This is a genomic window from Streptomyces sp. RGM 3693 (assembly GCF_050471125.1).
In the GTDB taxonomy this organism is placed as follows: domain Bacteria; phylum Actinomycetota; class Actinomycetes; order Streptomycetales; family Streptomycetaceae; genus Streptomyces.
Genome location: NZ_JBMPPQ010000003.1, coordinates 1,308,334 through 1,332,005, shown reverse-complemented (window position 1 = coordinate 1,332,005; position 23,672 = coordinate 1,308,334). Strand labels below are relative to the sequence as shown.

The following is a 23,672-nucleotide window of genomic DNA, read 5'->3' as shown; positions in this document are numbered from 1 at the left end:
CCGCCGCGTGGACCGTCTCCAGGGGGACACCAATGAGCCGACTCAGCCCGCCGCCCCGTCCCGTTGCCATCCGTGCCACGCCCGGTGACGCCCCGCCCGCCGCCCGGCGCTTCCTGATCAGCGGTCAGCTGCGCCGCCCGCTCACGCTGACCGTTGCCGACCTGCGGGAGCGCTGGCCGCAGCGGCACGCTCCGGTGGTCTTCGACTGCGCCACCAACGGCCCGCAGCACCACACCTTCGACGGCCCGCTGCTGCGGGACGTGCTGGACGAGGCGGGCCCGGTCTTCGATGCCCGGCGGCGCAAGGACCGTTCCCGTTTCCTGTTGACCGTGACCGGCGGGGACGGCCACCACACCGTGCTGTCCTGGGCGGAGATCGACGCCGACTTCGGCGACGCCCCGATACTGCTGGCCACGGCGATGGACGGGGAACCGCTGGACGCTGCGGGCAGCCAGCTCGTGGTGCCGTCCGACCGCTGCGGCGCGCGGTACATCAGCGCCATCACTGGCATCTGGGTGGGTAGTTGCCCGGTGCCGGGGGAGCGGTAGGCCGCAGGCCGCGCCGGCCGGTGGGGCGGCCCGCGTGCCGACTGTCGCCCGGGCCCGTGCGCCGTCCATGGCCCGAGCCGGGGCGGCCGCGCCGGCCCCGCGGCGGATCGCTCAGTGTTCGGCGGCCAGTGCGACTTCGGTGGACTTGATCAGCGCGGTCACCTCGGAACCGGTGGTCAGCCCCAGGTCGGCCGCCGCGTCCTTGGTGATCGCGGCGGTCAGCTCCCCGCCCGCCACGGCCACCTTGACCCCGGCCATCGCGCCGCCGGTGGCCACCGCGACGACGGTTCCCGGGAGCCGGTTGCGGATGCTGAGCCCGTCGACCGCGCCGGTGGACAGGGCGACCTCGGTGGACTTCACCAGCGCGCGCACCGCTGAACCGACCGTGATGCCCAGGTCGTTGACGGCTTCCACGGTGATCGCGGCGGTGAGCGTCTGGCCGCCGGCCAGTCGTACCGCGACGGTCGACATCACCTCCCCGGCGGTGACGGCGAGAACCGTGCCGGGGAGCTGGTTACGGATGCTGAGGCTCATGGGAACCCACTTCCTCGGGTACGAGATGTGCGGCGGAGTGTGCGGCGAAATGCCGAGCGGCGCAGCGGGATGCGACGTACTGAGATGCGGTGCAGTGAGATGCGGTACGGCGAGATGCGGTACGGCGGCGGGAAAGCTGTGTATTGAAGTGCAATGAGATGCAATGAGATGCAGTGCGATGCAATGCGGTCAAACGCGGATTACTGCGGGATATCCGTAATGTTCTTCCTGTCCCTCGCACTGTAATCGGCTCCGGGTGCGGATTCCTCGCGGGATGCGGCCTGTCGGGTGCGGGACCCGCGTATGCCGCCCGGATTTCCGGTGGCCGGAACTCGCGCTTGTCCCTTCCTCCAATGGGCCTTGCATCTGCTGTGGAGGAATGCCAAAAGGGTTGTAAATGCGAGCCAATACCTCATATCTTGTCGCACATGCAGTCCTACACAATCGGCCAGGCGGCGCGACTCCTGGGCGTCAGCCCGGACACCGCCCGCCGCTGGGCGGACGCCGGAAGGGTCGCCACCCACCGCGACGACAGCGGCCGCCGCCTGATCGACGGCCGGGACCTGGCCGCCTTCTCGATCGAGGTGGGCCAGTCCGCCGGCGGCGAGGAGGACGACACCTACACCTCCGTCCGCAACGCCTTCCCGGGCATCGTCACCGCCGTCAAACTCGGCGACGTCGCCGCCCAGGTCGAGATCCAGGCCGGCCCGCACCGCCTGGTGTCCCTGCTCACCCGCGAAGCGGTGGAGGAACTCGGACTGGAAGTCGGTATGCAGGCCGTCGCACGGGTGAAATCCACCAGCGTGCACATCGACCGCACCTGAGCCTCCGCGCGCCACCACCCGGAGGTCCGCCCCCACGTCCCCTCCGCACCGGCCGCTCCATCCAGCGGCGTCGCCCGTCCACGGCGCGGCTATGTCCCCATCCGCTCGGGCGACTCCCTCGCCCCGCGTACCAAGGAGTCCCGCACCATGTCCTCCATCCTCACCGGACGCCGCGCCGCCACCGCGCTCGTCACCGCCGCCCTCCTCGTCCCGCTCGCCGCCTGCTCCGGCGGCAGCGGTGACAGCGCCAAGAAGGGCAGCGACGCCGGGTCCGGCAGCACCACGAAGCTCACCGTGCTCGCCGCCGCCTCGCTCACCGACGTCTTCCAGAAGGCCGGCGCCGTCTACGAGAAGGAGCACCCGGGCACCAAGGTCACCTTCTCGTTCGCCGGTTCCCAGGAGCTCGCAGCCCAGGTCAAGCAGGGCGCCCCCGCCGACGCCCTGGTCACCGCCGACACCAAGACCATGGACGGGCTCAAGGCGGACACCGGCACCCCCACCGTCATCGCCAAGAACCGCCTGGTCATCGCCACGGGCAAGGGCAACCCCAAGAAGGTCGGCGCCCTCAAGGACCTCGCGGACAGCAAGCTGAAGGTGGTGCTGGCCGCTCCCGAGGTGCCGGTCGGCCGCTACAGCAAGAAGGTCCTGGACGCCCAGAAGCTGACCGTCAAGCCGGTCTCGCAGGAGCCCAACGTCCGCGCCGTCCTCGGCAAGGTGGAACTCGGTGAGGCGGACGCCGGCATCGTCTACCAGACGGACGCCGCCACCGCGCCCAAGAAGGTCGACGCCATCGACATCCCCGACGCCCAGAACGCCGTCGCCTCCTACCCGGCGGCCACGCTCAAGTCGTCCCAGCACTCCACCGCGGCCGCCGCGTTCGTGAAGTGGCTGAGCACCCCGGAGGCGCAGAAGCTCCTCCAGGCGGCGGGCTTCCAGAAGCCGTGACCACTGCGGGGTGGGGACCGTCCGGCTCGGGGGAGTGGACAGCCCCCACCCCGCCGCCGTACCTGTCGTCGTCCGCCGGCCCGCCCGGCCCCGACGCCCGCCCCGATCCCAGGGACTCCCGATGAGCCGCCCCCGCACCCCTGCCCCGGCGTCGGCCGGTCGACGCCGCGCGCCCGGTGCCCGCACCCCCGTCGCCCTGGCCGTTCCCGCGCTGCTCGCCATCGCGTTCCTGCTGATGCCGTTGCTCGGCATCCTCGCCCGCACCAGCTGGGGCGACCTAGGCACCCATCTGACCAGCCCAGGAGTGCTCGAAGCGCTCCGGCTGTCGCTGCTGGTGTCGTGCTGGGCGCTGGGCCTGTCGCTGCTCCTCGGCGTCCCGCTGGCCTGGCTGCTGGCCCGGGTCGACTTCCCCGGCAAGGTGTTGGTCCGCTCGCTGGTGCTGCTGCCGATGGTGCTGCCGCCGACCGTCGGTGGTGTCGCCCTGCTGCTCGGCTTCGGCCGTCGCGGACTCCTCGGCCCCTGGCTGGAGAACACCTTCGGCATCGTGCTGCCGTTCCACACCTCGGGTGCGGTGGTCGCGGCCACCTTCGTCGCGATGCCCTTCCTCGTGATCAGCCTGGAGGGCACCCTCGCCGGGCTCCGCCCCAGCTACGAGGAGACCGCGGCGTCCCTCGGCGCCTCGCCGGTGAGGGTCTTCTGCACCGTCACCCTGCCGATGGTCGCCCCCGGCCTGGCCGCCGGAGCCGCGCTGACCTGGGCCCGCGCGCTCGGCGAATTCGGCGCGACCATCACCTTCGCCGGCAATCTGCCCGGCACCACCCAGACCCTGCCGCTCCAGGTCTACCTGCTGCTCCAGGACTCCCCGGAAGCCGCCACCTCCGTCTCCCTGCTGTTGCTCGCCATCGCCATGGCCGTGCTGGTGTGCCTGCGCGGGCGGTGGACGGGCGGGCCCGCCGACCGGTCCGGCCGTGCCGGCCGCCGCGGTCGTGCCGGTCGTCTCGACGGCGCCGACGGCAGCGGACGCGCCAGCGGTGCTGACGCCGACCGCGACGGCGAGCCCGGCACCGGTAGCCCGGGCGCTGATGGCCCGAGCGCTTGCGGGGGCGATGCTGCCGCCGGGGCCGCCGGGGCCGTCGGGGCAGTCAGGACAGCCAGGACGGCCGGGACAGCCGGGACGGCCGGGACCGTCGCGCCGTCGGCGGTCGGTGCCGCGACCGCCGGGCATTGCGAGTCGCCCGCACCGGACCCGTCCCCCGGGGAGCGCTGGCCGCTGCACGCCGACGTCACCGGCTTCACCGAACTCGCCCTCCAGGCCACTCCGGGGACCACCATCGCCGTCGTCGGCCCCAACGGCGCCGGCAAGACCACCCTGCTGCGCGCCCTGCTCGGGCTCACCCCGCGCGCCCGGGCCGCCCTCAGGCTGGGGGAGTTCGACGTCACCGCACTGCCCCCGCACCGCCGGGGCGTGGCCTGGGTCCCCCAGGACGGGGCCCTCTTCCCGCATCTGACGGCACTGGCCAACACCGCCTACGGGCTGCGGGCCCAGGGCGTCCCGCGCGCCGAGGCCCGGCGCACCGCACAGCACTGGCTCGACCGGCTCGGCGTCGGCCCGCTCGCCCACCGCCGGCCCGCCCAGCTGTCCGGCGGCCAGGCCCAACGCGTCGCCCTGGCCCGGGCGCTGGCCGCCCGGCCGCGGCTGCTGCTGCTCGACGAACCGCTGGCCGCCCTCGACCAGACCACCCGGGCGCACGTCCGACACACCCTGCGCGGCCATCTCGCCGGCTTCGGCGGGGTCTGCCTGATCGTCACCCACGACCCCGTCGAGGCGGTCTCGCTCGCCGACCGGGTCCTCGTCCTGGACGGTGGCCATGCCGTGCAGGACGCCCCGCCCGCCGAAGTCACCCGCAATCCCCGCTCCCCCTGGGTGGCCCGGATGCTCGGCCGCAACGCCTGGCCCGGCATGGCGGCCGGCGACGGACTCGCGCTCACCGGAGGCGGCCACCTGGTGGTGGCCGACCCGCTCCCCGACGGCACCGAGGCGCTCGCGGTGATCGCCCCCGAGGCGGTCTCGGTGCACCTCGACAAGCCCGCGGGCAGTCCGCGCAATGTCTGGCCCGGCACCGTACGGGAGATCACCGCCGCGGGCAGCCGACTGCGGGTCGTCGTCACCTCCTCCGAGGCGCCCGATCTCGTCGCCGAGATCACTCCGGCGGCGGCCCTGGAACTCGGGCTCGCCGACGGCGCCGCCGTCTGGACCAGCGTCAAGGCCACCGAGGTCACTCTGGTGAAGCTCTGACGATGCGTCAGCTGCGTGATCGGCACGGCCCCGGAGTCCTGGCCCGGACACCAGCCGCAAGGAGCCCGCGGGTGCCGTGGCGGTCGTGGTGGAGTACGTCGCCGATCTCGTGAAGGTCCCGGCCGCCGACGTCGAGAAGTACATGCTGGTCGGTCGGCCCGCCGAGTATCACCGTCAGCAGGTCCGCGAGGCCCTTTGGGCAGACGGCTGGACCTCCTCCCCGTGGCCGTGCGACGTTCCCACCGGGCCGCGGACGGGCGTAGTGCGGACCACGCGGCCGACACCGTGACTCCGGTGTTCAGGTACCGCTCTGGCCGCAGAACCTCGCCTGTAGCAGATCGGTGAAGATACCGATGGGGTCGTCCCAACCACCGTCGCACCAGTCGCCGTTGACGTTGGTGGTGACCAACTGTTCGCCATCGCGAGCACCGTAGGAGTAGGACCACGACCCGAAGAGCGCACCCCCCATGCCCCAGACCGTTTCTCCGCAGGGCAGCGTCACCGAGGAAACGCCGAGGCCGTAGGCGGCGTTGGAGATCCAGTCGCGGGTGGGCACGGTGGTGAACATGTCGCGTTGCTGGTCCGGCGGCAGTATCCGGCCCCCCAGCAGGGCGCCGAAGAACCGGTTGAGGTCCCGGGCGGTGGAGATCATGCCGCCGGCTGCCCAGAACATGGAGGAGTCGAGTTCGGTCGCGTCGTGGACCGGCGCATCGGGGTCGGTCTGGAACAGCTTCGTGTAGTGCCGGGAGTGCGGCCCGTGGATCGTCGGGTCGCTGCCGTGCGGCAGGTACGTGCCGGTCAGGCCGAGTGGGTGGGAGATCCGCTCTGCGATCTCCTCGGCAAGCGCGCGGCCGGTGGCTCGCTCGATGATCATGCCGGCGAGGACGTAGTTGGTGTTGGAGTACGCCCATCCCGAGCCCGGAGTGAAGGTGGCCGGGTGGGATACGGCGATCTGCGCCAGCAACTCGGGGGTGTGGGTCTCGTACCGGTTCAGTGCTTCCTGGTCATCGGTGTAGTTGAAGATCCCGCTGGTGTGGTTGAGCAGCATCCTGATGGTCACCGTGGCACCGTCGTGACCATGTCCGTGGACCACGCCGGGCAGCCACTGTTCCGCGGTGTCGTCCAGGCTCAGCCTGCCTTCGGCCGCCAGTTGCAGCACGACGGTGGCCACGAACGTCTTGCTGATGCTGCCGATGCGGAACCGGTCCTGCTGCGAGCGCTTGCGGCCCGTTTCGGTGCCGGCCACTCCTGCGGTCCCGAACCACTGCCGGTCGCCGTCGCGGACCTCGGCAAGAATGCCGGGAAGGCCACCTTGAGTCACGGCTTGCTCCAGTACGCGCTGGATCACCTCGTAGCCCTCGGCCCTTGCGGCCGGCGCGGATTCAGGTAACGCGCCTGCAGCCTTGGCTGGTTCGGTGTTCAGGCGCCCGCTGTCTGTAGGAGCGGTGTGCTGGTGCATGCGGTTCTCCTTGTGGTGTGTGACCCGCAGATGGCCGCCCGGCCCATGGCGACAGCGTGCTTCAGTGGCCCACCGGCTTGCACCAGGGGCTCAGGGACGGTGGTCACTTGTTGCGGGTGGTCACTGATCCTGACTGTTGAGCGCCTGCCGTACGCGGTCCGCCAGTTCGGCCTGATCGATACCGGCCAAGGCGAGAGCCCGTGGCACGGTGCCGATGTGGGCCTGCAGGATTCCAAGGAGCAGATGCGCTGACCGCAGGTCCTTCTTGCGGGCGGTGGCGAAGCTACGATCCAGTGCGAGTCTGGCGGAGGCGCCCATCTTGGGCTGCTGGGAAGCGTGGCTCGGCCTGGGAAGGTCATAGGTGGCCGGAGACACTCCGATGGTGCTCAGGCTGTGCTCGAACTCTCGATCCAGTGCCTCGCGGACAGCGGTGCGATCGAGCCCGGCCGAGGCCAGGACCTGCTGTGCGGTGGACCCTTGATCGGCTGCGAGCGACAACAGGAGATGGTGCGCGTCGATCGTCGCCGATCCGTCCTCCTGGGCTTCGCACATGGCCCGCATGATGACCGCGTGCAGGTACTTGTCAAACGCGCTCATCGCCGCGCCTCCTCAGCTTGACTCCGGCGGCGATGAGCCGCTTGGCGTGCTTCTTGTGTACGGCTTGGCGGGTGACACCGAGCGCCTCGGAGACCTGCGGCCAGCTCCAGCCAGCTCGCATGGCCTGCTCGACGGCGGCGTCCTCCAGTTGATCGGCCAGGCGCCGCAACGCCACGACAGCCGCCAGGGCGTCAGCGGGCTCTGGAGGGAGGGGATTCTCGGCGGCGGACATGCAAGCAACTGTAGTTGACTAATGGAGTTAGTCAACCCGAGTTGCCAATGGCTGACGGCAGGGCGGGGTGGCGCGTCGGGGGACTCGCGTCAGAAATCAACGTCGGTGAACGGTGCGGCCGATGGATTCCGGCACCTGCCCATCGGCTACGCCCGGGGCTCGACCGCGGACCAGAATCCCGATCACCAGATCGACGCCCTGCTGCGGGCCGGCGTCGACCTGCACGTCATCGAACAGGGCATCGGCACCTCCACCATGGCGGGCCGCGCGATGTGCGGGATGCCGTCCGTCCTCGCCGAACTTCAGCGCGAGCTGATCGTGGCCAACACCAACGACGGACTCGCCTGCGCGCGGGCCCACGGCCGGATCGGTTCGGCGGGCGCCCGCAGCCCTGAAAGCCACCGGCGGGCTACGTGCTCCCTGGTATCTGCGCTAGGACTACGAACCCCAGTCGCAGCGCGCTCGCTACTGAGCGGCTGGTGTCTGGGCTAGGGCTCCGCCGCCGGCACCCGCAGTTCGCCGTTCGCCGGGCGGTGATCAGTGCGGGGTGCCCGAAGGCTCCAGCACGAAGACCGGTATCTGACGGTCCGTCTTCTCCTGATAGTCGGCGTAGTCGGGGAACGCCTCGACCGCCCGCGCCCACCACGCGGCCTTCTCCTCGCCGGTGACCTCACGGGCCGTCATGTCCTGGCGCACCGGACCGTCCTGGAGCTCCACCCGCGGATCGGCGAGCACGTTGTGGTACCAGACCGGGTTCTTGGGCGCGCCGCCCTGGGAGGCCACCGCGGCGTACACCCCCGCGTGCTCCACCCGCATCAGCGGGCTCTTGCGGAGCTTGCCGGACTTGGCGCCGCGGGTGGTCAGCACGATCACCGGCAGGCCACGGAGCGTCGTGCCCTGCGTGCCGCCGGATCCCTCGTACAGCTCGACCTGATTGCGGACCCACGCGGTCGGGCTCGGTTCGTACTCTCCCTGTAGGGGCATGTCGTCCGCCCTCTCGTCGAAGACTTCTGGTCTTCGGGGAACGACGGAGTCGGCGGGATCATTCCGGCTTCGCCGCATCAATGGTCGGCCCCGCCGTCCGGTGCCGTTGCTCCCGGCCGGGAACGTCGTTGGTCCCCGCCGGGAGCACGGTCCGGAGCGCCGGATCAGGAGACCAGCTCGACCGCCCGGCTCCGGCTTCGACGGTGCTGCTCGGCCCAGTTCGCCAAGGCCGCCTCACAGGCGTGGTCGACGTGGCGCAGCCCGCTGAGGTCGAGTTCCACGTCCCGGTCGGCCGGCAGTGACTCCAACTGGTCGAGGAGCTTGGGCAGTCGCAGGAAGGTGGCGTTGCCCACGGCCCGGACCCGCACCGGGCCCGGAACGCTGGGAATGTGCACCTCCAGGTGCGCCTTGGAGGTCTCCCAAGCGGTCTTGGCCACGGCCAGCAGCAGGCCGATCAGCACGCCCTCGAACATGTTCACCGTCACGATGGCGATCGCGGTGACGCACAGCACCACCGCCTCACCGCGGTGCGCCCGCCACAGCGGCCGCAGTTCCCGCAGCGGGATCAGCTTCCAGCCCGCGTGCACCAGCACACCGGCCAGCGCCGCGACCGGCACCACGCCCAGCGCCGCCGGGAACGCCGCCGCGAACAGCAGCAGCCACGCCCCGTGCAGTACCCGGGACGCCTTGGTCCGGGCCCCCGCCTGGACGTTGGCGGCACTGCGCACGATCACCGCCGTCATCGGCAGCGCACCGAGCACTCCGCACACCGCGTTGCCGGCGCCCTGGGCCATCAGCTCCTTGTCGTAGTCGGTCCGTGCCCCGTCGTGCAGCCGATCCACCGCCGCCGCGCTGAACAGCGACTCCGCGGACGCGATCAGGGTGAACGCCAGCACCGTGCCCAGCACCCCGAGTTCGGTCAGCCGGCCGATGTCGGCCAGACCGGGCGGCTGGATCGCGTCCAACAGCCCGCTGACCTGCACCCGGGCGACCGGCAGATCCAGTGCCCAGACCGAGGTGGTGGCCAGTGCGACCGCCGCCAGCGGGGCCGGCAGGATCCGCGCCGCACGCCGCCAACGGGGCCAGAAGACCAGGACGGCGATGGTGCCGGCCCCTATGGCGAGCGCGGCGAGCGCGGTGCCGGACCGTGCGGTGTCCAGCGCCAGCCGCGGCAGTGCCCCGATGTTGGCCAGACCGCTGCCCGGCGCCTTGGCGTCTGCCAGGGCGTAGAGCTGCCCGGCGATCAGGACCAGCCCGATGCCCGCCAGCATGCCCTGCACCACCGCGACCGAGATCGCCCGGAACCAGCGCCCCAACTTCAGGGCGCCCATGGCTAGTTGGAGCACGCCCGCGGTCAGCACCAGGGCGCCCAGCACGCCCAGGCCGTACGTCTTGACCGCTTCGAAGACCAGTACCGTCAGGCCGGCGGCCGGGCCGCTGACCTGGAGGCTGCTGCCGGGGAGCAGTCCGGTGACCAGCCCGCCGACGATGCCGGTGACCAGCCCCAGTTCGGCCGGTACGCCGGAGGCGACCGCCACGCCCACGCACAGTGGGACGGCGACCAGGAAGACCACGAGGGAGGCGGTGAAGTCCGCCTGGAGGAAAGGGAATCGCTTCATCACGTACAGCCCGCCTTCACAGAGGGAGGAACGCGTCGACGGCCGGCTGGTGCACGGACACCGACCCGGTGTGCACCTCGTAGAACCAGCCGTGCAGCCGCACTTCGCCGGCGTCCAGCCGCTCCCGCACGCACGGGTAGTCGCCCAGCCGGTCCAGCTGCTGGCGCACGTGGCGCTGTACGGCCGTGGTGACGGCCGGCCCGTCGTCGCCCGGCAGTTCGTCGGAGAGTTGGAGCGCCAGCCAGTCGCGGACGGCGGGCGCACCGGTCAGGTCCTCGCCGCGGGCCCGGGCGCCGACCGCGCCGCAGTGCGAGTGGCCGCAGACGACGATGTCGGCGACCCGGAGCACCCGCATCGCGTATTCGATGGTGGCGGCTTCCGCGCTGGCCGCCATGCCTTCCTGGTAGACGGGCACGGCGTTGCCGGCCGTGCGGAGTTCGAAGAGTTCGCCGGGACGGGCCCCGGTGATCAGGGACGGGATGACCCGGGAGTCGGAGCAGGTGATGAACAGGGCGAGGGGCGACTGCCCGGCGGCGAGCCGGCCGAAGGTCTCCTGTTCTTCCTGCTGTGCGGCAATGCGGGCGGTCAGGCCCCGGGCATGCTGGATGAAGGTCTCCACGAGGAGGTCTCCTGCTGATGAGTGGTGCCACCGTGGGGATGGCGAGGGCGTGCGGCACTCAAGTGGCGGGACACGGCGCGTGGCCGTTGCTCGCCACGGGGCCGATCAGCAGCGGAAGACGCAGTGGAGAACGGGGAGTTGGGCCGGTCTGGGCGCCGCTGGGCCACCGTCGGTGGCCGGCCCCCGTCCTGGTGGTTCATCGTCGCCGGTCGCACCGCTGAGGTGTGGCGGCAGCGGGCGCCGGGTGGGCGGTACCCCCTCCGCGGCCGGCGTCAGCCGCCGGGGGCGGCTGCGCTCGGTCTCGCGCTTGGAGTGTTTCTCCTCTTCGGAACTGGAATTCGCGGCGGCCGGTGCGCTGGCGGACTTGGACGCCGAGGCGGCCGGGCGCGCGGACTTGACCGCGCACGCCGGTGCCGCCGCGCCGAGCAGGAACGTCAGGACGACGGCGAGCGCGGTCAGCGGCAGACGGCACAGGGCCGGTATCCGGGGGCGCGCCCCCGGTATCCCGGTGTCCTTCCGCATCGTCGTCCTCCGCTTCGCCCCGTGTTGTCGGGGGCCGTTCGGTCGTTCGGCAGGGGGTGGGGCCGCCGCGCGCTCGGCGCGATCGACCGCGGTGCTACCCGGGCTTGGTCGTCGGGACGTGGTACGGACCGCGTGCGCTCAGCGCCGACCGCGTGTTCCGGAACCGCGCTCCCATAGTGCAGCATCCAGGTTTCCAGTATGAAAACGAGAAATGACGCCATGTTGCGTGGTTTCTCAGGGATATCGGGCGTCGCCGTCCCCCCGGGCGGCCAGTACGGCCACAGGGACCACCGCGGCCGCGAACACCCCACAGACCAGCGCCAGCACCGGGAATCCGCCCGTGGCCAGTACCGGCCCGGAGGCCATCCCGCCGGTCGCACCGGCCAGCGCGATCCCGACGTCCACCAGCCCCTGGGAGGTGGCGCGGCGGGCCGGCGGCAGCGCATCGGTGACCAGCGCGGTACCGCTGACCAGCCCGAAGTTCCAGCCGATGCCCAGCAGTACCAGCGCCACGGCGAGCCCGGCCACCGCATGCGGCGGGGTGAGCGTGGCGAGCAGCCCGGCGCCCAGCAGCGTCACTCCCGATGCCCCGGCCACCCGGTGCGGCCCGACCCGGTCGACCCACAGCCCGGTGAGCGGGGACGGCAGGAACATCGCCCCGACGTGCAGCGCGATCACCAGTCCGGCCGTCTGCGTGTCGTGGCCGTGCGCGCGCAGGTGCACCGGGGTCATGGTCATCAGCGCGATCATCACCAGTTGGGTGAGGAGCATCACCGCGGTGCCGGCGGCCAGACCGTGCCGCTGTCCGGCCGTCAGGCCGGGGGCCGCGGGGGAGGCCGACCCGTCATCCGGTGGCGCACCCGCACCGGACGCCGCCGGTGTCCGGTGCGCCGGCAGCGGATCGGGCCGCAGCAGGCAGGCCAGGACGACGGCCGCGGCAGCGAACGCGGCGGCGGCCAACAGGAACGGCCCGGCGAGCCGGGGCACGCCCCAGGCCAGGGCCAGGTTCCCGGTCACCGTCACCAGGTTGGGGCCGGCCACCGCGCCGAGCGTGGTGGCGAACAGCACCGTGCTCACCGCGCGCCCGCGCCGGTCCGGCGGGGCCAGGTCGGCGCCCGCATAGCGCGCCATCAGGTTCGTCGCGGTGCCCGCGCCGTAGACCAGCAGCGACGGGAAGAGCAGCAGGACGCTGTCCAGGGCGGCGGCGGCCACCACGCCCAGGCTGCCGAGCACCCCGGCCCCGTACCCCAGCACCAGCCCGGAGCGACGGCCCCGGCGCTGGGAGAGCCGGCCGATGCCCGCGGCGCCCAGCGCCGACCCGGCGGTGAACAGGGCGCTCGGCACGCCGGCCAGCCCGGTGGAGCCGAGCATGTCCTCGGCGAGCAGCGCCCCGACCGTGATCCCGGCCGCCAGGCCCGCCCCGCTGAGCACCTGCGAGAACACCAGGACGGCCAGGAGCCGCCGCGGCGCGGTACCGGTCATGCGGCCAGCGGCTCCAGCGCCGCGATCTCCGCGAGGGACAGCCCCATCCGCTGGTGCAGGAAGCGGACGATGGTCCAGTGCGGCAGCGCGTCCTCGTCGAACGGGCCGAACTCCCGGCAGTACAACGGGATCCAGCGCAGCGCCTCGTCGAGCGCCCGCTCCCGGCCCGGCTCCTGCTGGTACGCCTCGTAGCCGATGCTGCGGTGCTCGATGAAGTAGCCGCCCGGGAGCCGCTCCTCGCACAGCGCGCGGTATTCGCGGGTTTGCAGGATGAGGTAGTGCCAGATCTCGTCGATGTCCTGCTCGACGGGGAGGAACAGCCCGCTGAGCCGGTCGCGGTAGTGGGAGACGAGGTAGAGGTAGCGCAGGCATTCGGTGACCTGGCGCGCCACGAACTCCCGCGGCGCACCGGTCTTCTCCTCGAAGTGGGCGAGGACTTCGGCGTGCAACGGTGTGCCGAGGAGGTCCCGGAGGTCCTCGACGGAGATCAACCGGTGCGGGGCTGTCGCGGCGGGTGCGGTGGCCGCGGTCGCCGGCGCGGTCCGGTGGGTCATGCCTCTCCTCTCGCCAGCCAGGAGTACTTCCCGGACCGGCCGATGGGGATGTGCGGACGGTGGTCGAGCCGGCAGTGCCGGCCGGTGAGTTCGGTGATGCTCCGCTCCAGCGCGGCGGTGTCCGCCGGCGCCAGGGGCGCGCCGCTGAAGGTGGTGTACGCCAGTCGCGCCTCGGCGGTGCCCACCAGCCGTAGTTGGTGGACGAAGATCTGTGGGGTCGTCTCGCCGATGCACCGGTCGAGGTCGCCCTGGGCCACCGGACCGTGCCGGGTGTCCAGGAGTTCCTTCTGGCGTCCGCAGAACTGGGCGATCTTCTCCGGGTCGGGGGTGCCGTCCGTGGTCCGCACGCAGTCGCCCGAGCGGTAGCGGATCAACGGCATGTAGGGGTTGCGCACGCTGGAGACGATGAGGTGGTACAGGGTGCTGTCCGGGGCGACCGGGTGGAGTTCGACGCTCATCTTGTCCAGGTGCGGCCGGTAGTTGCCGCGGCGGTCGCTGGAGTAGAGGTAGCCGAGTTCGGTGCTGCCGAAGAGGTCGATGATGGGGCAGGCGAAGTGCTGGTGCAGGAAGCGCTGCACGTTGACCGGTGTGTATTCGTAGGCGTGGATGATGCTGGCGGGTGGCGGGAAGTCGTCCCACAGCCCCCATTCGCCGACCTTCCGCACCAGGTGTGCCAGGTGGTAGGCGGAGCAGTCGAGGTGGTACCAGCCCTGCGGGTGCGCCTGTTGGGCGGTGCGGAGTTCGTCGAGCATGCGGACCACGTCGTCGCGGCTCCACAGCGCCGGGTCGAGCCGCAGGTTCAGGTAGCACGTGCGGTCGTCGAGCCGGCGGTCGTCGAGGCCGGGCACGGGGTCGGGTGCGGCGCCGCGCTTGGCGGCGTTGACCCGTGCGACGTGCTCCGTCGCCAGGACGGTCGTCAGCGAGACGCGGCGGCATCCCGCTTCCCAGGTGGCGGCGAGGTCGGGGTGCTCGCTCCACAGCCGGTAGTAGGACTGCAGCAGGAAGTACGGGGGCCGGATGAGCTGCATCCGGGCGTGGTTGGTGCCCGTGGTGAGCACGAACTCGGCCTCGCCGGCCTCCAGCGCGGCGGCCAGCTGGGGAGTCATCCAGTTGTCGGGGAAGCCGCGGGCGATCTCCGGCTTGTCGAGCACCGGGAAGTGGCCCTTCGCCAGTGACGCGCGGTAGATCGGGATGTCGCGGATCTGCTCGATGACCTCGGCGGTCGGCTGGCCTTCCATGGGATCCCTCGGGTGTGTGCGCGGGCGGGGCCGCCCGGGACGTCGGGTGCGGTGGGCCGGTGGGCGGGCCGGCGGCGGTACGGTCGCCGCCGGCCCGCCGGGGCCGTCAGCCGGGCGTCAGGAGATACAGCCGCTCTTGGGTGCGGCGCTGATGCAGCCGGCCTTGGGGGCGGCGCTGATGCAGCCGTTCTTCGCCGTCCGCGGGTCCACTCCCGCGGAGTTGGCGGCCACCCAGCTCTGCCAGACGTTGTCCTGGGCCATCTTCTTGATGAGCTGCTCCATGGGGACCTCCATAGGTGTGGGAAGGGGGGCGGCACTCGGCGGCGTGGTGCTGACCTGCGCCGATGCCGACCCAACGAAAGTAAAAGGATCCCCAAGTGAATGTCAATGAAAGGCAATGCCGGGGGCTCGGTAACGAGGGACGGTGCGCCAACTTTGGCGCGATCCCGCCGCGGTGATCGGCCGCGGAACTTTCTGACGAGCGGTCAACTCGACGGTGTGGCGCCACACCACGACGGTCCGCCGCCCGGCGGTCCCGGGTCGGGTGCGTTCGGGTGACCTCCCCAGCGGGTCCGCCGCCCGGCCGCCGCGCACGGGGAACGATCACGACCGTCTACCGCTTCCCCCACCCCAGGGAGCCCGCTGTGCGCATCCTGCTCCTCGCCGGCGCGTTCAACAGTCTGACCCAGCGCGCCCATGCCGAACTCGCCGACCGCGGACACCACCTCGGCGTCGAACTGGTCACCCGCGGGACCCCACTTGCCACGCTGGTGCCGCGACACGCCCCCGACCTGATCGTCGCGCCGATGCTCACCACGGCCGTCCCCCGCGAGGTCTGGTCCGCCTGGCCGTGCCTGATCGTCCACCCCGGCCCGCTCGGCGACCGCGGGCCGTCCTCGGTGGACTGGGCCGTGCAGCTGGGAGCCGAGCGGTGGGGCGCCACCGTCCTCCAGGCCAACGACGAGATGGACGCCGGCGACATCTGGGCGACGGTCGAGTGCCCGGTCCCGGCCGTCGGCAAGAGCGACCTGTACCGCAACGAGATCGCCGACGCGGCCATCGAGGCGTTGCTGACCGCCGTCGCCCGCTTCGCCTCCGGCACTCACCGCCCGGAACCGCAGCACACCCTCCCTGCCACCCGGCTCCTCGGCCGCCCCCGCCCCCCGCTCCGCCAGGCCGACCGCCGCATCGACTGGGCCGCCGACCCGACCGAGACCGTCCTGCGCACCCTCCGGGCCGCCGATTCCCGCCCCGGCGTACGGGACGAACTCCTCGGCGGCACCTGGTTCCTGCACGGCGGCCACCCCGAAGACACCCTCACCGGGCGCCCCGGCGAACTGCTCGCCACCCGCCACGGCGCGCTCTGCCGGGCCACCGTCGACGGCGCCGTCTGGATCCCCGAACTCCGTCCGGCCCGCGCCCCGGGGGAGCCCGCCACCGTCAAACTGCCCGCCACCTCGGCCCTGGGTGACCGGCTCCCACCACTGCCCGAGGTACCGGCCCCCCTGGAGAGCGGCGCCGGCCCCCGCACCTGGACCGACATCCGCTACCACGAGGACGGACCGGCCGGATTCCTGCGCTTCGCCTTCCCCGGCGGCGCGATGAGCACCGACCACTGCCGGCGGCTGCTCGCCGCCTACCGCTACGCCTGCACCCGGCCCACCACCGTCCTGGTCCTCGGCGGACAGCGGGACTTCTTCTCCAACGGCATCCACCTCAACGTCATCGAGGCGGCCGCCGACCCCGCAGCGGAATCCTGGGCCAACATCAACGCCATCGACGACCTCGTGCACGCCGTGCTCACCACCACCGACCGGCTGGTGATCGCCGCCCTCGGCGGTAACGCGGCGGCCGGCGGCGCGATGTTGGCGCTCGCCGCCGACGAGGTCTGGTGCCGCTCGGCCACCGTCCTCAACCCGCACTACCGGCTGATGGGCCTCCACGGTTCGGAGTACTGGACGTACACCCTGCCGCGCCGGGTCGGGCCGGAGACGGCCGGGCACCTGACGGCCCGCGCCCTGCCGGTCACCGCGGCCCGCGGGCAGCGGCTCGGCCTGGTCGACCGGATCCTCGACGGCACCGCGCAGGAGTTCGGCGACCACACCGGACGGCTCGCCCGCCGACTCGCCGCGTCACCGGGCGTCCAGTCCCGGATCGCCGCGAAGAAGGACCGCCGGGAGAGCGACGAGGCGCGGCGACCGCTCGCCGCCTACCGGGAGGACGAACTCGCCCGGATGCGGCGCACGTTCTTCGATCCGGACGCCCCGTACCACGCGTTGCGCCGCGCCTTCGTCCGCAAGGAGCCCTCGCCCGGTACACCGGCGTACCTGAACGCCGGTGCGGCGCACGCGGGCGGCACGGGCAGCACCTCCGGCTGACCGGGCGTACTCGGCCGGAACGGGCCGGTGGCCGCGCAGGTGCGGCCGCCGGCCCGTTCCTCTCGTAGCGCTTACGCGGCCGGATTCACGGCGTCGGCAGGTACTTGTACCCGATGCCGAAGACGGTGCTGATCAGCTTCCGTCGGCCCGGTCCCAGCCGCCGCCGGAGCCGGGCGATGTGCACGTCCACCGTGCGGTCGCTGGACCGGCAGTCTGGCCAGACCGCGGCCATCAGCTGTTGCCGGGTGAACGCCCGCCGCGGGTTCAGCACCAGGTGGGCCAGCAGGTCGAACTCCAGCCGGGGGACGTCGATCTGCCGACCGTCGATGGCGACGGTGCGGGCCGCGGTGTCGATCTGGATCGGCTCCGGGGCGGCCGCTCCGGACGGCTGCGTACCGGAGAGCGGAGCGGGCGGCTGCGTGCAGGGCGGCGCGAGGATGATGTGGAGCTTGTCGGAGGTCAATCGATGAACCGATACAGGCTCCAAATCGTGCAAGGTGAGTTGCCACTTGCCGTCGGGGAGCCGGTCGACCGCCAAGGGTGGCCCTCCGCCGGGGCCGGCCTTTGCCGGCCGTCCGAAATCGGCATCCGGTCGCAACGCAAGGGGGGTCGTCGACGCGTTCATAAACATGATCTGGGCCCATTCCTCTTGCAAAGCAGGCGTGTTCGGACAGACATGGCGGTGCTCGACGTGCGGCGCGCGGTTCGGTTACGCCGCAATCGCTGCGCAGGCCGGTGGGGAGTCGGGCGGGTGCACCGGCACTCGTGATGCGGGTGCGCCCAGCGGGCTAATCACCCTCCCATCCCTGTTAGGGAGGGCGTTCGCGCCCGTGCCCGGACTCAGCCGTGACGTGAACAACCGTCACGTCACCGGTCCGACCGAACGCTACATGTGATCGCGCGCTTCCGGATAGTAGCTTCCGCTAATTACGGTTGCTCTTGAGCCGATTTCATGTTTGCCCGCTTCGGGGTGGGCGGCGACCCGAAGCGTCGAGTCGCCGACGGTCGGGAAGCGGTGTATTGCACACCGATTTCTTTACGGCTCCCTTATGAACCCTTCTCCTTCTCCCGCCGGGCGCGGTGTCGCCGTACCGCATCGCGATTGGCGCAGGTGGGGGAGCAGTACCGTTGTCGGCCCGCGCGACTGAAGTCCCCGAAGGCATTGCCGCATTCAACCAATGCGCAGCGGCCCAGCCGGTGCATGCCCAGCCCGGTCAGATGGAGCGCGGTGCCGACGCTGGCCACCGCCCGCAGTACCCCGGCGAGGCTCTGGCCGTCCTCGCGGTAGTGGATGTGCCAGCCGCCGTCGGCGTGATCGGTGAGGCGGGGGTGCCTGGCGGCGTCCGCGAGCAGCGCGTTGAGCAGTTCCGCCCGGTGGGCGTCGGTGGTGGCGTCGACGACCTCGGCCCAGCGGTCCACGTACGCCAGCACCTCGGCCAGATCCTCGTCCGTCACCGGCCGGTCCAGGACCATGCCGGCCGCGACGGAGCGCTCGGCCAACTCCTTCGCGCTGCTCGGCGGGGAGTTGGTGAGGTCGGTCACATAGCGGACCGCGTCCTCCCCGTAAGGGTTCAACTGCATAAGACCATTACAACAGGGTGGGGTCATGGACGCACCCCGAGCCGCCCGGCCACCTTGTCCCTCTTCCCGGTCCGACAACACCCCGCCGGACCACGGCAGTTGGCTGACCCTCGTGGCGGCCTGCCTGGGCACCTTCCTGTTGTTGGTCTACGCGACGATCGTGACGGTGGCGCTGCCCCGGATGGCCGGCGATCTGCACGCCGACTTCGGGGCCCTGCAATGGATCACCGACGTCTACACCCTCGCCCTGGCCGGGCTGTTGCTGGGGATGGGTTCCCTCGGCGACGTCCTGGGGCGCAAACGCCTCTACGTCCTGGGGCTCGCCATTTTCACGGTCGCCACCCTCGCCTGTGCGCTGGCCGGGAACGTCCCCCTGCTGATCGCCGCCCGTGCCGTGCAGGGCTGCGCGGGCGCGGCGATGTTCGCCACCCTCGTCCCACTGATCGGCCTCGCCTACACCGGGCGCGACCGGTCCCGCGCGTTCGCCGTCTGGGGCGCGGTCGCCGGCGCCGCCGCCGGTATCGGCAACGTCGCCGGCGGCATGCTCACCCAACTGCTGTCCTGGCAGTGGATCTTCTACGGCGCGCTGCCGTTCTGCGCCGTGGCGCTGTGGCTGGCCACCAAGGTGCCGGCCGACCGGGTCCGGAGCGCGGCCCGGATCGACTGGCCGGGGATCGCCACCTTCAGTCTCGCCGCGACCGGCATCACCTTCGGTTTCATCCGCGGCGGCGAGGCGGGCTGGGGCGATGGCTCGACCCTGCTGGGCCTGGGCACCGGTGTGGTACTGCTGCTCGCCTTCGCCGTCGTGGAGCGCGTCGCGGACCGTCCGATGGTGCCGCTCGGACTGTTCCGCACCCCCGCCTTCAACGGGTTGCTGTTGGCCTCCGGCGCCTACTACCTCGGCGCGTTCGCCTTCCTGCCGGTGCTCTCCCTCTGGCTCCAAAACGGCGCCGGGCTCAGCTCGTTCGCCACCTCCCTGGTCATCACCGTCCAGCCGCTCGCCTTCTTCGCCACCTCCGCGCTGGCCGGCGGCGCACTGCACCGGATGCCCGCCCGCTGGAGCGTCGGCGGCGGCACCCTGCTGGTGGCCGCCGGCGACCTGCTGCTCCTGGTGCAACCCGGTTCCACCTGGCCGGTGTTGATACCGGGCCTGATCGTCACCGGAGTCGGTGCCGGTCTGGTCTCACCGGTCCTGCCGGCGCTCGCGATGGCCGCGGCGGAACCGGCCCACAGCGGGGTCGCCAGCGCGGCCGCCAACAGCGCCCGGCAGCTCGGACTGGCGCTGGGCATCGCCCTCTTGGGCACCGTCTTCCGCCGGTCCGTACCGGGGACGGGAACGGGCGCCGCACCGGCGGCGTACGCGGACGGACTGGGCGCGGTGTTCCTCGTGGCGGGCGCGGTCGCGGCGTTCGGCGGACTGGTGGCATGGCTGGTCTGCCGGAAGGAGTGAATATGCCAGCCATAAGCTGCCGACGCAGTGGTTTGCGTTTCAAACTCCGTGTGGCGAAAAGGTGCGGAACCAGATATTCCAGACGACTGTTTTCGAAAAGAGGACGAAATGAGTAGGGTGTGGGCCGCTGCCGACTGACCAGCGGCGGCGGTCCGGCCGAATTCGGCATGGACGAATGCGCAGGTGCCGCAAGACACCTGCGTGCACCGGGAGGGGAACATGCCGGCCGGCTCATTCGAGGGGCAGTACGTATGGAGTCCAGCAGCCGATGACCGGGCGCTGGCACGAGCGTGTATGGATGTCCGCACCGGGCGCTACTTCAGCGCTCATGAAGTACTGCGGGAGACCCGTCAGGATTTCGAGCTACGGGCCCACCGATCACTGGTACTGGCCTCCGAAGCGGCCGGTACCGACCTGGCGGAACGGTGGCTCGCCGAAGAACCGGGACCGGACGCCGCCCTGTTATGGGCGCGGGTGGCGATGCTCCGGGCACTGCGTATGGCCGACGCCGGCGACCGGCGGGCCGGCGCCCTGGACCGGATAGCGCGCACCGCCTGCGAACGGGCCGCGAAACTGGCGCCCGAGGACCCCACCCCCTGGGTCGCCCAGCTCGCCCTGGCACGGCTCGACCGCCCCCAGGACGCCGCTCCCCAGGGACTGCTGACGTCGCCCACCGGGCCTTGGTACCTCTTCGCGCACATCCTCCGGCTCGACCCCTGGCACCGCGAGGCCCACCACCGCTTCCTGTCCTTCTTCTTCACCCGCTACGGCGGCTCGACCAGTGCCAGCTGGGACGTCGCCGCCTTCCTGAGCCAGCGCGCCGCGGCCTCCTCACCGCTCCGGCTGCTGCCCCTGGTGGCACTCGTCGAGGACTACAACCCCGACGCGCTGCTGGCCGACCGCACCTGGGAACAGCCGCAGTGGATCACCGCCGCGTCGGGCGTCCACCGCAACTGGTTCCCCACCGTGGCCGGCTACCGCTTCACCCCGGTCGTGGACCTGGCCTATCTCGCCCATGCGCTGTTCATGGCGAAGTGCGAATTCGAGGCCCGCGAAGTCCTGACGGCCATGGGCCCTTATGCGTCACGGATGCCCTGGAGTGCCTTCGGTGATCCGGAAGAGCAATTGACCAAAGCACGAAGAGCGTGCGGACTCCCCGTTCCGCACGATCCGTGACGCACTGACCGCATTCCCGCCGAACCGTTGACCCCACCAACAGAAAGGTTTCGGTAGTGTCCGATCGTACGTCCTCCCCACCCCGCGCCAAAACCCGCTCGAAAATCCCGCACGGTGTGGACCCCGCCGCCCTCGATGATGACGCGACCCTGCATGCCATGGGTTATCCGCGGAAACTCACCCGGAGATTCCGGCCCTTCGACAATTTCGCCATCTCCTTCACCATCATCAACATCATCTCCGGCATCTTCTCCTCGTTCGGTTTCGGCCTGAACGCCGGCGGCCCGCGCATCCTGATATTCGGCTGGATCGCGGTCTCCCTCATGGTGCTGTTCGTCGGCGCCGCCATGGGCGAGATCGCCTCCGTGTACCCGACCAGCGGGGCGCTCTACTTCTCCGCCGGCAAGCTCGCCAAGCGCCACCAGGGCGCCTGGTCCTGGTACACCGGCTGGCTCAACTTCGTCGGCCAGGTCGGTGGCACCGCCGCCACCAACTTCGCCGCCGCCACCTTCATCCAGGCGTTCATCGCCATGCAATGGCCTTCGTATGTGCCCACCGGGCCGCAGACCGTCGGCATCACCGCGGTCATTTTGCTGGTGCAAGCCCTTGCGAACACCTACACCGTGCGACTGGTCGCGGTACTCAACCGTATTTCCGTGTGGTGGCTGCTGATCGGCATGGTGGTCATCGTCGCCACACTCGCCCTGATTCCGACGCATCATCAAGAACCGTCCTTCATCACCCACTTCGCCAACAACACCGGCTTCACCAACGCCATTTACGGCGGAATGCTCGGTCTGCTCGTCGCCAGCTGGACGTTCACCGGCTTCGACGGAAGTTTCCACATGTCCGAGGAAACGGTGAAGGCGACCGTCAATGCCCCGCGCGGCATCATGCGGGCCATCAGCTGCTCCGCGATCACCGGACTGATCCTCATACTCGCTCTGGTGTACGCCATCCGTGACTACGGTCACGCCGCGAAGGCCGACGCCCCGCCGGTGGCGATCCTCATCGACGCGCTCGGCGTACACACCGCGAAGCTCCTGCTGTTGATCGTCATCGGCGCCATGCTCTTCTGCGGACTCGCCAACATGACCAGCAACACCCGGCAGATCTTCGCCTTCTCCCGCGACGGCGCGATGCCCGGCTCGCGCTGGTGGCACTCGGTCTCCGACCGCACCCGCACCCCCGTCAAGGCCGTCTGGCTCGCCGCCGTCTGCTCACTCGTCCTGGTCATCCCCGGCTGGTGGTCGCAGACCGCCTTCACCGCGGTCGCCAGCGTCAACGTCGTGGGCCTCTTCCTCTCCTACGGCGTACCGATCTTCCTCCGACTGCGACTGGCCGACTTCCAGGCCGGACCGTGGAACCTGGGCCGCTACGGCAGGCCGGTCGCCGCGATCGCCGTCCTGTGGATCGCCGTCAGCAACCTCCTCTTCATGCTGCCGCAGCACTACCCGGTCACCCCGGACTCCTTCAACTACGCGCCGATCGCACTGGCGGTGGTCCTGGTGATCGCCACGGTCTGGTGGTTCGCCACCGCCCGCCGCCGCTTCCAGGGGCCGGTCAGCTACGGCAGCCCCGACGAGGTCGCGGCGATGGACCTGATCTGACCGAAGCCCCACCAGAAAGGGACGCACCCCCGATGCGACCGACCACCCACACCACCCCGGCGGACTTCGGCCAACTCACCGTCACCGCAGCCCCGTTGGACCACTGGCACGAGATCGCCGGCTGGACCGCCGACGAAGGCTGGAACCCCGGCGACGGAGACATCGCCCACTTCCACCCCACCGACCCCGACGGCTTCTACCTCGGCCGCCTCGGCGACCGCACCGTCTCGGCCGTCTCGCTCGTCAACTACTCCGCCGACTACGCCTTCTTGGGCTACTACCTCGTCGCCGCCGGCCTCCGCGGCCAGGGCCTCGGCCTCGCCACCTGGCGCACCGCCTTCCCGCACGCCGGGGCCCGGACCGTGGGCCTGGACGGGGTCCCCGCCCAGCAGGACACCTACCGGCGCGCGGGCTTCACCCCCGCCCACGACACCCTCCGCTACACCGGGCGCCCCACCCCCGGCGCCCCGCCCTCCCCGGACACCCACCCGGTCACCGTCGCCCACCTCGACGCGATCGCCGCCTACGACCGCCGTTGCTTCCCCGCCGACCGACGCGGCTTCGTCGCCCGCTGGCTGACCGCGCCCGGCCACACCGCCCGGGTCCACCTCCGCGACGGGGAGGTCGCCGGATACGGCGTGCTGCGCCCGGCCCACTCCGGCTACCGCATCGGCCCGCTCTTCGCCGACTCCCCGCAGACCGCCGGAGCCCTCTTCGACGCCCTCACCCTCCGCCTCGACCCCGCCGACGAGGTCAGCCTCGACATCCCCCAACCCAACACCCCCGCCCACACCTTGGCCACCAGCCGTGGCCTGACGCCCCGTTCGCACACCGTCCGCATGTACACCGGCCCGGTCCCGACCGTCGACGCGTCCCACACCTTCGGCGTGACCAGCCTCGAACTGGGGTGACCGACCCCCCGCCGCGCCCCCGCCGGCCGACCGCTGCCGCGGACTCTCCAGGGCTCAGTCCCCGGAGGTTCGCGGCAGCGCCGTCGTGCGCCACGCCGCTGGCGCGTGTCCGC

25 protein-coding genes are annotated in these 23,672 nt (G+C 71.4%); 11 read left to right on the top strand and 14 right to left on the bottom strand.

Going from position 1 to position 23,672, the window contains the following annotated elements; translation table 11 throughout:
* Nucleotides 1-32 precede the first annotated feature (32 nt).
* Nucleotides 33-548 carry a molybdopterin-dependent oxidoreductase gene (locus ACO0M4_RS34260; RefSeq protein ID WP_430374977.1) on the top strand — a complete coding sequence of 172 codons (516 nt, stop codon included), beginning with the start codon at nt 33-35 and terminating at the stop codon, nt 546-548.
* A gap of 111 nt (nt 549-659) precedes the next feature.
* Here the strand turns inward: ACO0M4_RS34260 and ACO0M4_RS34255 are convergent, their stop codons facing one another.
* A complete protein-coding gene (locus ACO0M4_RS34255; RefSeq protein ID WP_430374976.1) occupies nt 660-1,082 on the bottom strand; it encodes a TOBE domain-containing protein in 423 nt (140 codons plus the stop codon).
* A gap of 428 nt (nt 1,083-1,510) precedes the next feature.
* On the opposite strand from ACO0M4_RS34255, the gene ACO0M4_RS34250 reads away from it, so the two are divergent.
* The 4 genes from ACO0M4_RS34250 to ACO0M4_RS34235 all read left to right on the top strand — a co-directional run bounded on the left by ACO0M4_RS34250 (nt 1,511) and on the right by ACO0M4_RS34235 (nt 5,436).
* On the top strand, nt 1,511-1,906 hold the full coding sequence (locus ACO0M4_RS34250; protein WP_100601900.1) for a TOBE domain-containing protein: 396 nt from the start codon (nt 1,511-1,513) through the stop codon (nt 1,904-1,906).
* Between the two features lie 147 nt (nt 1,907-2,053).
* Complete coding sequence (gene modA, locus ACO0M4_RS34245; RefSeq protein ID WP_430374975.1) at nt 2,054-2,851, top strand: molybdate ABC transporter substrate-binding protein; 798 nt, start codon at nt 2,054-2,056, stop codon at nt 2,849-2,851.
* 121 nt (nt 2,852-2,972) lie between these two features.
* A complete protein-coding gene (locus ACO0M4_RS34240) occupies nt 2,973-5,147 on the top strand; it encodes an ABC transporter permease (protein ID WP_430374974.1) in 2,175 nt (724 codons plus the stop codon).
* A 76-nt stretch (nt 5,148-5,223) separates the two neighbouring features.
* Nucleotides 5,224-5,436, top strand: a complete 213-nt coding sequence (locus ACO0M4_RS34235) for a hypothetical protein (protein WP_430374973.1) — start codon at nt 5,224-5,226, stop codon at nt 5,434-5,436.
* A 9-nt stretch (nt 5,437-5,445) separates the two neighbouring features.
* On the opposite strand, the gene ACO0M4_RS34230 is transcribed toward ACO0M4_RS34235, so the two are convergent.
* The 3 genes from ACO0M4_RS34230 to ACO0M4_RS34220 all read right to left on the bottom strand — a co-directional run bounded on the left by ACO0M4_RS34230 (nt 5,446) and on the right by ACO0M4_RS34220 (nt 7,435).
* The gene (locus ACO0M4_RS34230; RefSeq protein WP_430374971.1) at nt 5,446-6,606 is read right to left on the bottom strand and encodes a serine hydrolase domain-containing protein; all 1,161 of its coding nucleotides are present in this window, start codon (nt 6,604-6,606) and stop codon (nt 5,446-5,448) included.
* A 120-nt stretch (nt 6,607-6,726) separates the two neighbouring features.
* The gene (locus tag ACO0M4_RS34225) at nt 6,727-7,203 is read right to left on the bottom strand and encodes a Clp protease N-terminal domain-containing protein (RefSeq protein WP_430374970.1); all 477 of its coding nucleotides are present in this window, start codon (nt 7,201-7,203) and stop codon (nt 6,727-6,729) included.
* Nucleotides 7,190-7,435 (bottom strand): hypothetical protein, encoded by a 246-nt coding sequence (locus tag ACO0M4_RS34220; protein ID WP_430374968.1) that lies wholly within the window; start codon nt 7,433-7,435, stop codon nt 7,190-7,192. The genes ACO0M4_RS34225 and ACO0M4_RS34220 overlap by 14 nt, the downstream gene beginning before the upstream one ends.
* A gap of 105 nt (nt 7,436-7,540) precedes the next feature.
* Between ACO0M4_RS34220 and ACO0M4_RS34215 the strand changes: the two genes are divergently transcribed.
* Nucleotides 7,541-7,927 (top strand): recombinase family protein, encoded by a 387-nt coding sequence (locus ACO0M4_RS34215; protein WP_430374966.1) that lies wholly within the window; start codon nt 7,541-7,543, stop codon nt 7,925-7,927.
* A 45-nt stretch (nt 7,928-7,972) separates the two neighbouring features.
* Here the strand turns inward: ACO0M4_RS34215 and ACO0M4_RS34210 are convergent, their stop codons facing one another.
* The 8 genes from ACO0M4_RS34210 to ACO0M4_RS34175 form a co-directional block, all read right to left on the bottom strand.
* Nucleotides 7,973-8,419, bottom strand: a complete 447-nt coding sequence (locus ACO0M4_RS34210) for a nitroreductase family deazaflavin-dependent oxidoreductase (protein WP_430374964.1) — start codon at nt 8,417-8,419, stop codon at nt 7,973-7,975.
* A 164-nt stretch (nt 8,420-8,583) separates the two neighbouring features.
* Nucleotides 8,584-10,038, bottom strand: a complete 1,455-nt coding sequence (locus ACO0M4_RS34205) for a SulP family inorganic anion transporter (RefSeq protein ID WP_430374963.1) — start codon at nt 10,036-10,038, stop codon at nt 8,584-8,586.
* 16 nt (nt 10,039-10,054) lie between these two features.
* On the bottom strand, nt 10,055-10,657 hold the full coding sequence (locus ACO0M4_RS34200; protein WP_430374962.1) for a carbonic anhydrase: 603 nt from the start codon (nt 10,655-10,657) through the stop codon (nt 10,055-10,057).
* Nucleotides 10,658-10,762: 105 nt separating this feature from the next.
* Nucleotides 10,763-11,179 (bottom strand): hypothetical protein, encoded by a 417-nt coding sequence (locus tag ACO0M4_RS34195; protein WP_430374961.1) that lies wholly within the window; start codon nt 11,177-11,179, stop codon nt 10,763-10,765.
* 234 nt (nt 11,180-11,413) lie between these two features.
* Nucleotides 11,414-12,661: an MFS transporter gene (locus ACO0M4_RS34190; protein WP_430374960.1), complete on the bottom strand. Its 1,248-nt coding sequence runs from the start codon at nt 12,659-12,661 to the stop codon at nt 11,414-11,416.
* Nucleotides 12,658-13,215, bottom strand: a complete 558-nt coding sequence (locus ACO0M4_RS34185; protein WP_430374959.1) for a hypothetical protein — start codon at nt 13,213-13,215, stop codon at nt 12,658-12,660. Before ACO0M4_RS34185 ends, ACO0M4_RS34190 begins: the two co-directional genes overlap by 4 nt.
* Nucleotides 13,212-14,453: a hypothetical protein gene (locus tag ACO0M4_RS34180; RefSeq protein WP_430374958.1), complete on the bottom strand. Its 1,242-nt coding sequence runs from the start codon at nt 14,451-14,453 to the stop codon at nt 13,212-13,214. Before ACO0M4_RS34180 ends, ACO0M4_RS34185 begins: the two co-directional genes overlap by 4 nt.
* Nucleotides 14,454-14,570: 117 nt before the next feature.
* Nucleotides 14,571-14,735 (bottom strand): hypothetical protein, encoded by a 165-nt coding sequence (locus ACO0M4_RS34175; RefSeq protein WP_430374957.1) that lies wholly within the window; start codon nt 14,733-14,735, stop codon nt 14,571-14,573.
* Nucleotides 14,736-15,097: 362 nt separating this feature from the next.
* Here ACO0M4_RS34175 and ACO0M4_RS34170 point away from each other — a divergent pair, with 362 nt between their 5' ends.
* A complete protein-coding gene (locus tag ACO0M4_RS34170) occupies nt 15,098-16,831 on the top strand; it encodes a hydrogenase maturation protein (RefSeq protein WP_430374956.1) in 1,734 nt (577 codons plus the stop codon).
* Nucleotides 16,832-16,916: 85 nt separating this feature from the next.
* Here the strand turns inward: ACO0M4_RS34170 and ACO0M4_RS34165 are convergent, their stop codons facing one another.
* Together ACO0M4_RS34165 and ACO0M4_RS34160 are read right to left on the bottom strand one after the other, a co-directional pair.
* The gene (locus ACO0M4_RS34165; RefSeq protein ID WP_430374955.1) at nt 16,917-17,294 is read right to left on the bottom strand and encodes a winged helix-turn-helix domain-containing protein; all 378 of its coding nucleotides are present in this window, start codon (nt 17,292-17,294) and stop codon (nt 16,917-16,919) included.
* Between the two features lie 584 nt (nt 17,295-17,878).
* Nucleotides 17,879-18,412 carry a CGNR zinc finger domain-containing protein gene (locus ACO0M4_RS34160; protein ID WP_430374954.1) on the bottom strand — a complete coding sequence of 178 codons (534 nt, stop codon included), beginning with the start codon at nt 18,410-18,412 and terminating at the stop codon, nt 17,879-17,881.
* Nucleotides 18,413-18,437: 25 nt separating this feature from the next.
* On the opposite strand from ACO0M4_RS34160, the gene ACO0M4_RS34155 reads away from it, so the two are divergent.
* From ACO0M4_RS34155 to ACO0M4_RS34140, 4 genes are all read left to right on the top strand, one after another.
* Nucleotides 18,438-19,862, top strand: coding sequence for an MFS transporter (locus tag ACO0M4_RS34155; protein WP_430374953.1), 1,425 nt, complete (start codon nt 18,438-18,440; stop codon nt 19,860-19,862).
* A 219-nt stretch (nt 19,863-20,081) separates the two neighbouring features.
* Entirely contained in the window at nt 20,082-21,038 is a 957-nt protein-coding gene (locus tag ACO0M4_RS34150) for a hypothetical protein (protein WP_430374952.1), read from the top strand.
* 158 nt (nt 21,039-21,196) lie between these two features.
* On the top strand, nt 21,197-22,648 hold the full coding sequence (locus tag ACO0M4_RS34145; protein WP_430375359.1) for an amino acid permease: 1,452 nt from the start codon (nt 21,197-21,199) through the stop codon (nt 22,646-22,648).
* Between the two features lie 32 nt (nt 22,649-22,680).
* A complete protein-coding gene (locus ACO0M4_RS34140) occupies nt 22,681-23,559 on the top strand; it encodes a GNAT family N-acetyltransferase (RefSeq protein WP_430374951.1) in 879 nt (292 codons plus the stop codon).
* Nucleotides 23,560-23,672: the final 113 nt, after the last annotated feature.

What these genes read in the sequence shown, in the direction of transcription:
- ACO0M4_RS34140 (WP_430374951.1), top strand. Translation starts at nt 22,681, where the DNA reads ATGCGACCGACCACCCACACCACCCCGGCGGACTTCGGCCAACTCACC.
- ACO0M4_RS34180 (WP_430374958.1), bottom strand. Translation starts at nt 14,453, where the DNA reads ATGGAAGGCCAGCCGACCGCCGAGGTCATCGAGCAGATCCGCGACATC.
- ACO0M4_RS34230 (WP_430374971.1), bottom strand. Translation starts at nt 6,606, where the DNA reads ATGCACCAGCACACCGCTCCTACAGACAGCGGGCGCCTGAACACCGAA.
- ACO0M4_RS34255 (WP_430374976.1), bottom strand. Translation starts at nt 1,082, where the DNA reads ATGAGCCTCAGCATCCGTAACCAGCTCCCCGGCACGGTTCTCGCCGTC.
- ACO0M4_RS34155 (WP_430374953.1), top strand. Translation starts at nt 18,438, where the DNA reads ATGGACGCACCCCGAGCCGCCCGGCCACCTTGTCCCTCTTCCCGGTCC.
- ACO0M4_RS34250 (WP_100601900.1), top strand. Translation starts at nt 1,511, where the DNA reads ATGCAGTCCTACACAATCGGCCAGGCGGCGCGACTCCTGGGCGTCAGC.
- ACO0M4_RS34150 (WP_430374952.1), top strand. Translation starts at nt 20,082, where the DNA reads ATGCCGGCCGGCTCATTCGAGGGGCAGTACGTATGGAGTCCAGCAGCC.
- ACO0M4_RS34160 (WP_430374954.1), bottom strand. Translation starts at nt 18,412, where the DNA reads ATGCAGTTGAACCCTTACGGGGAGGACGCGGTCCGCTATGTGACCGAC.
- ACO0M4_RS34185 (WP_430374959.1), bottom strand. Translation starts at nt 13,215, where the DNA reads ATGACCCACCGGACCGCGCCGGCGACCGCGGCCACCGCACCCGCCGCG.
- ACO0M4_RS34240 (WP_430374974.1), top strand. Translation starts at nt 2,973, where the DNA reads ATGAGCCGCCCCCGCACCCCTGCCCCGGCGTCGGCCGGTCGACGCCGC.
- ACO0M4_RS34205 (WP_430374963.1), bottom strand. Translation starts at nt 10,038, where the DNA reads ATGAAGCGATTCCCTTTCCTCCAGGCGGACTTCACCGCCTCCCTCGTG.
- modA (WP_430374975.1), top strand. Translation starts at nt 2,054, where the DNA reads ATGTCCTCCATCCTCACCGGACGCCGCGCCGCCACCGCGCTCGTCACC.
- ACO0M4_RS34175 (WP_430374957.1), bottom strand. Translation starts at nt 14,735, where the DNA reads ATGGAGCAGCTCATCAAGAAGATGGCCCAGGACAACGTCTGGCAGAGC.
- ACO0M4_RS34190 (WP_430374960.1), bottom strand. Translation starts at nt 12,661, where the DNA reads ATGACCGGTACCGCGCCGCGGCGGCTCCTGGCCGTCCTGGTGTTCTCG.
- ACO0M4_RS34225 (WP_430374970.1), bottom strand. Translation starts at nt 7,203, where the DNA reads ATGAGCGCGTTTGACAAGTACCTGCACGCGGTCATCATGCGGGCCATG.
- ACO0M4_RS34210 (WP_430374964.1), bottom strand. Translation starts at nt 8,419, where the DNA reads ATGCCCCTACAGGGAGAGTACGAACCGAGCCCGACCGCGTGGGTCCGC.
- ACO0M4_RS34260 (WP_430374977.1), top strand. Translation starts at nt 33, where the DNA reads ATGAGCCGACTCAGCCCGCCGCCCCGTCCCGTTGCCATCCGTGCCACG.
- ACO0M4_RS34220 (WP_430374968.1), bottom strand. Translation starts at nt 7,435, where the DNA reads ATGTCCGCCGCCGAGAATCCCCTCCCTCCAGAGCCCGCTGACGCCCTG.
- ACO0M4_RS34195 (WP_430374961.1), bottom strand. Translation starts at nt 11,179, where the DNA reads ATGCGGAAGGACACCGGGATACCGGGGGCGCGCCCCCGGATACCGGCC.
- ACO0M4_RS34145 (WP_430375359.1), top strand. Translation starts at nt 21,197, where the DNA reads ATGGGTTATCCGCGGAAACTCACCCGGAGATTCCGGCCCTTCGACAAT.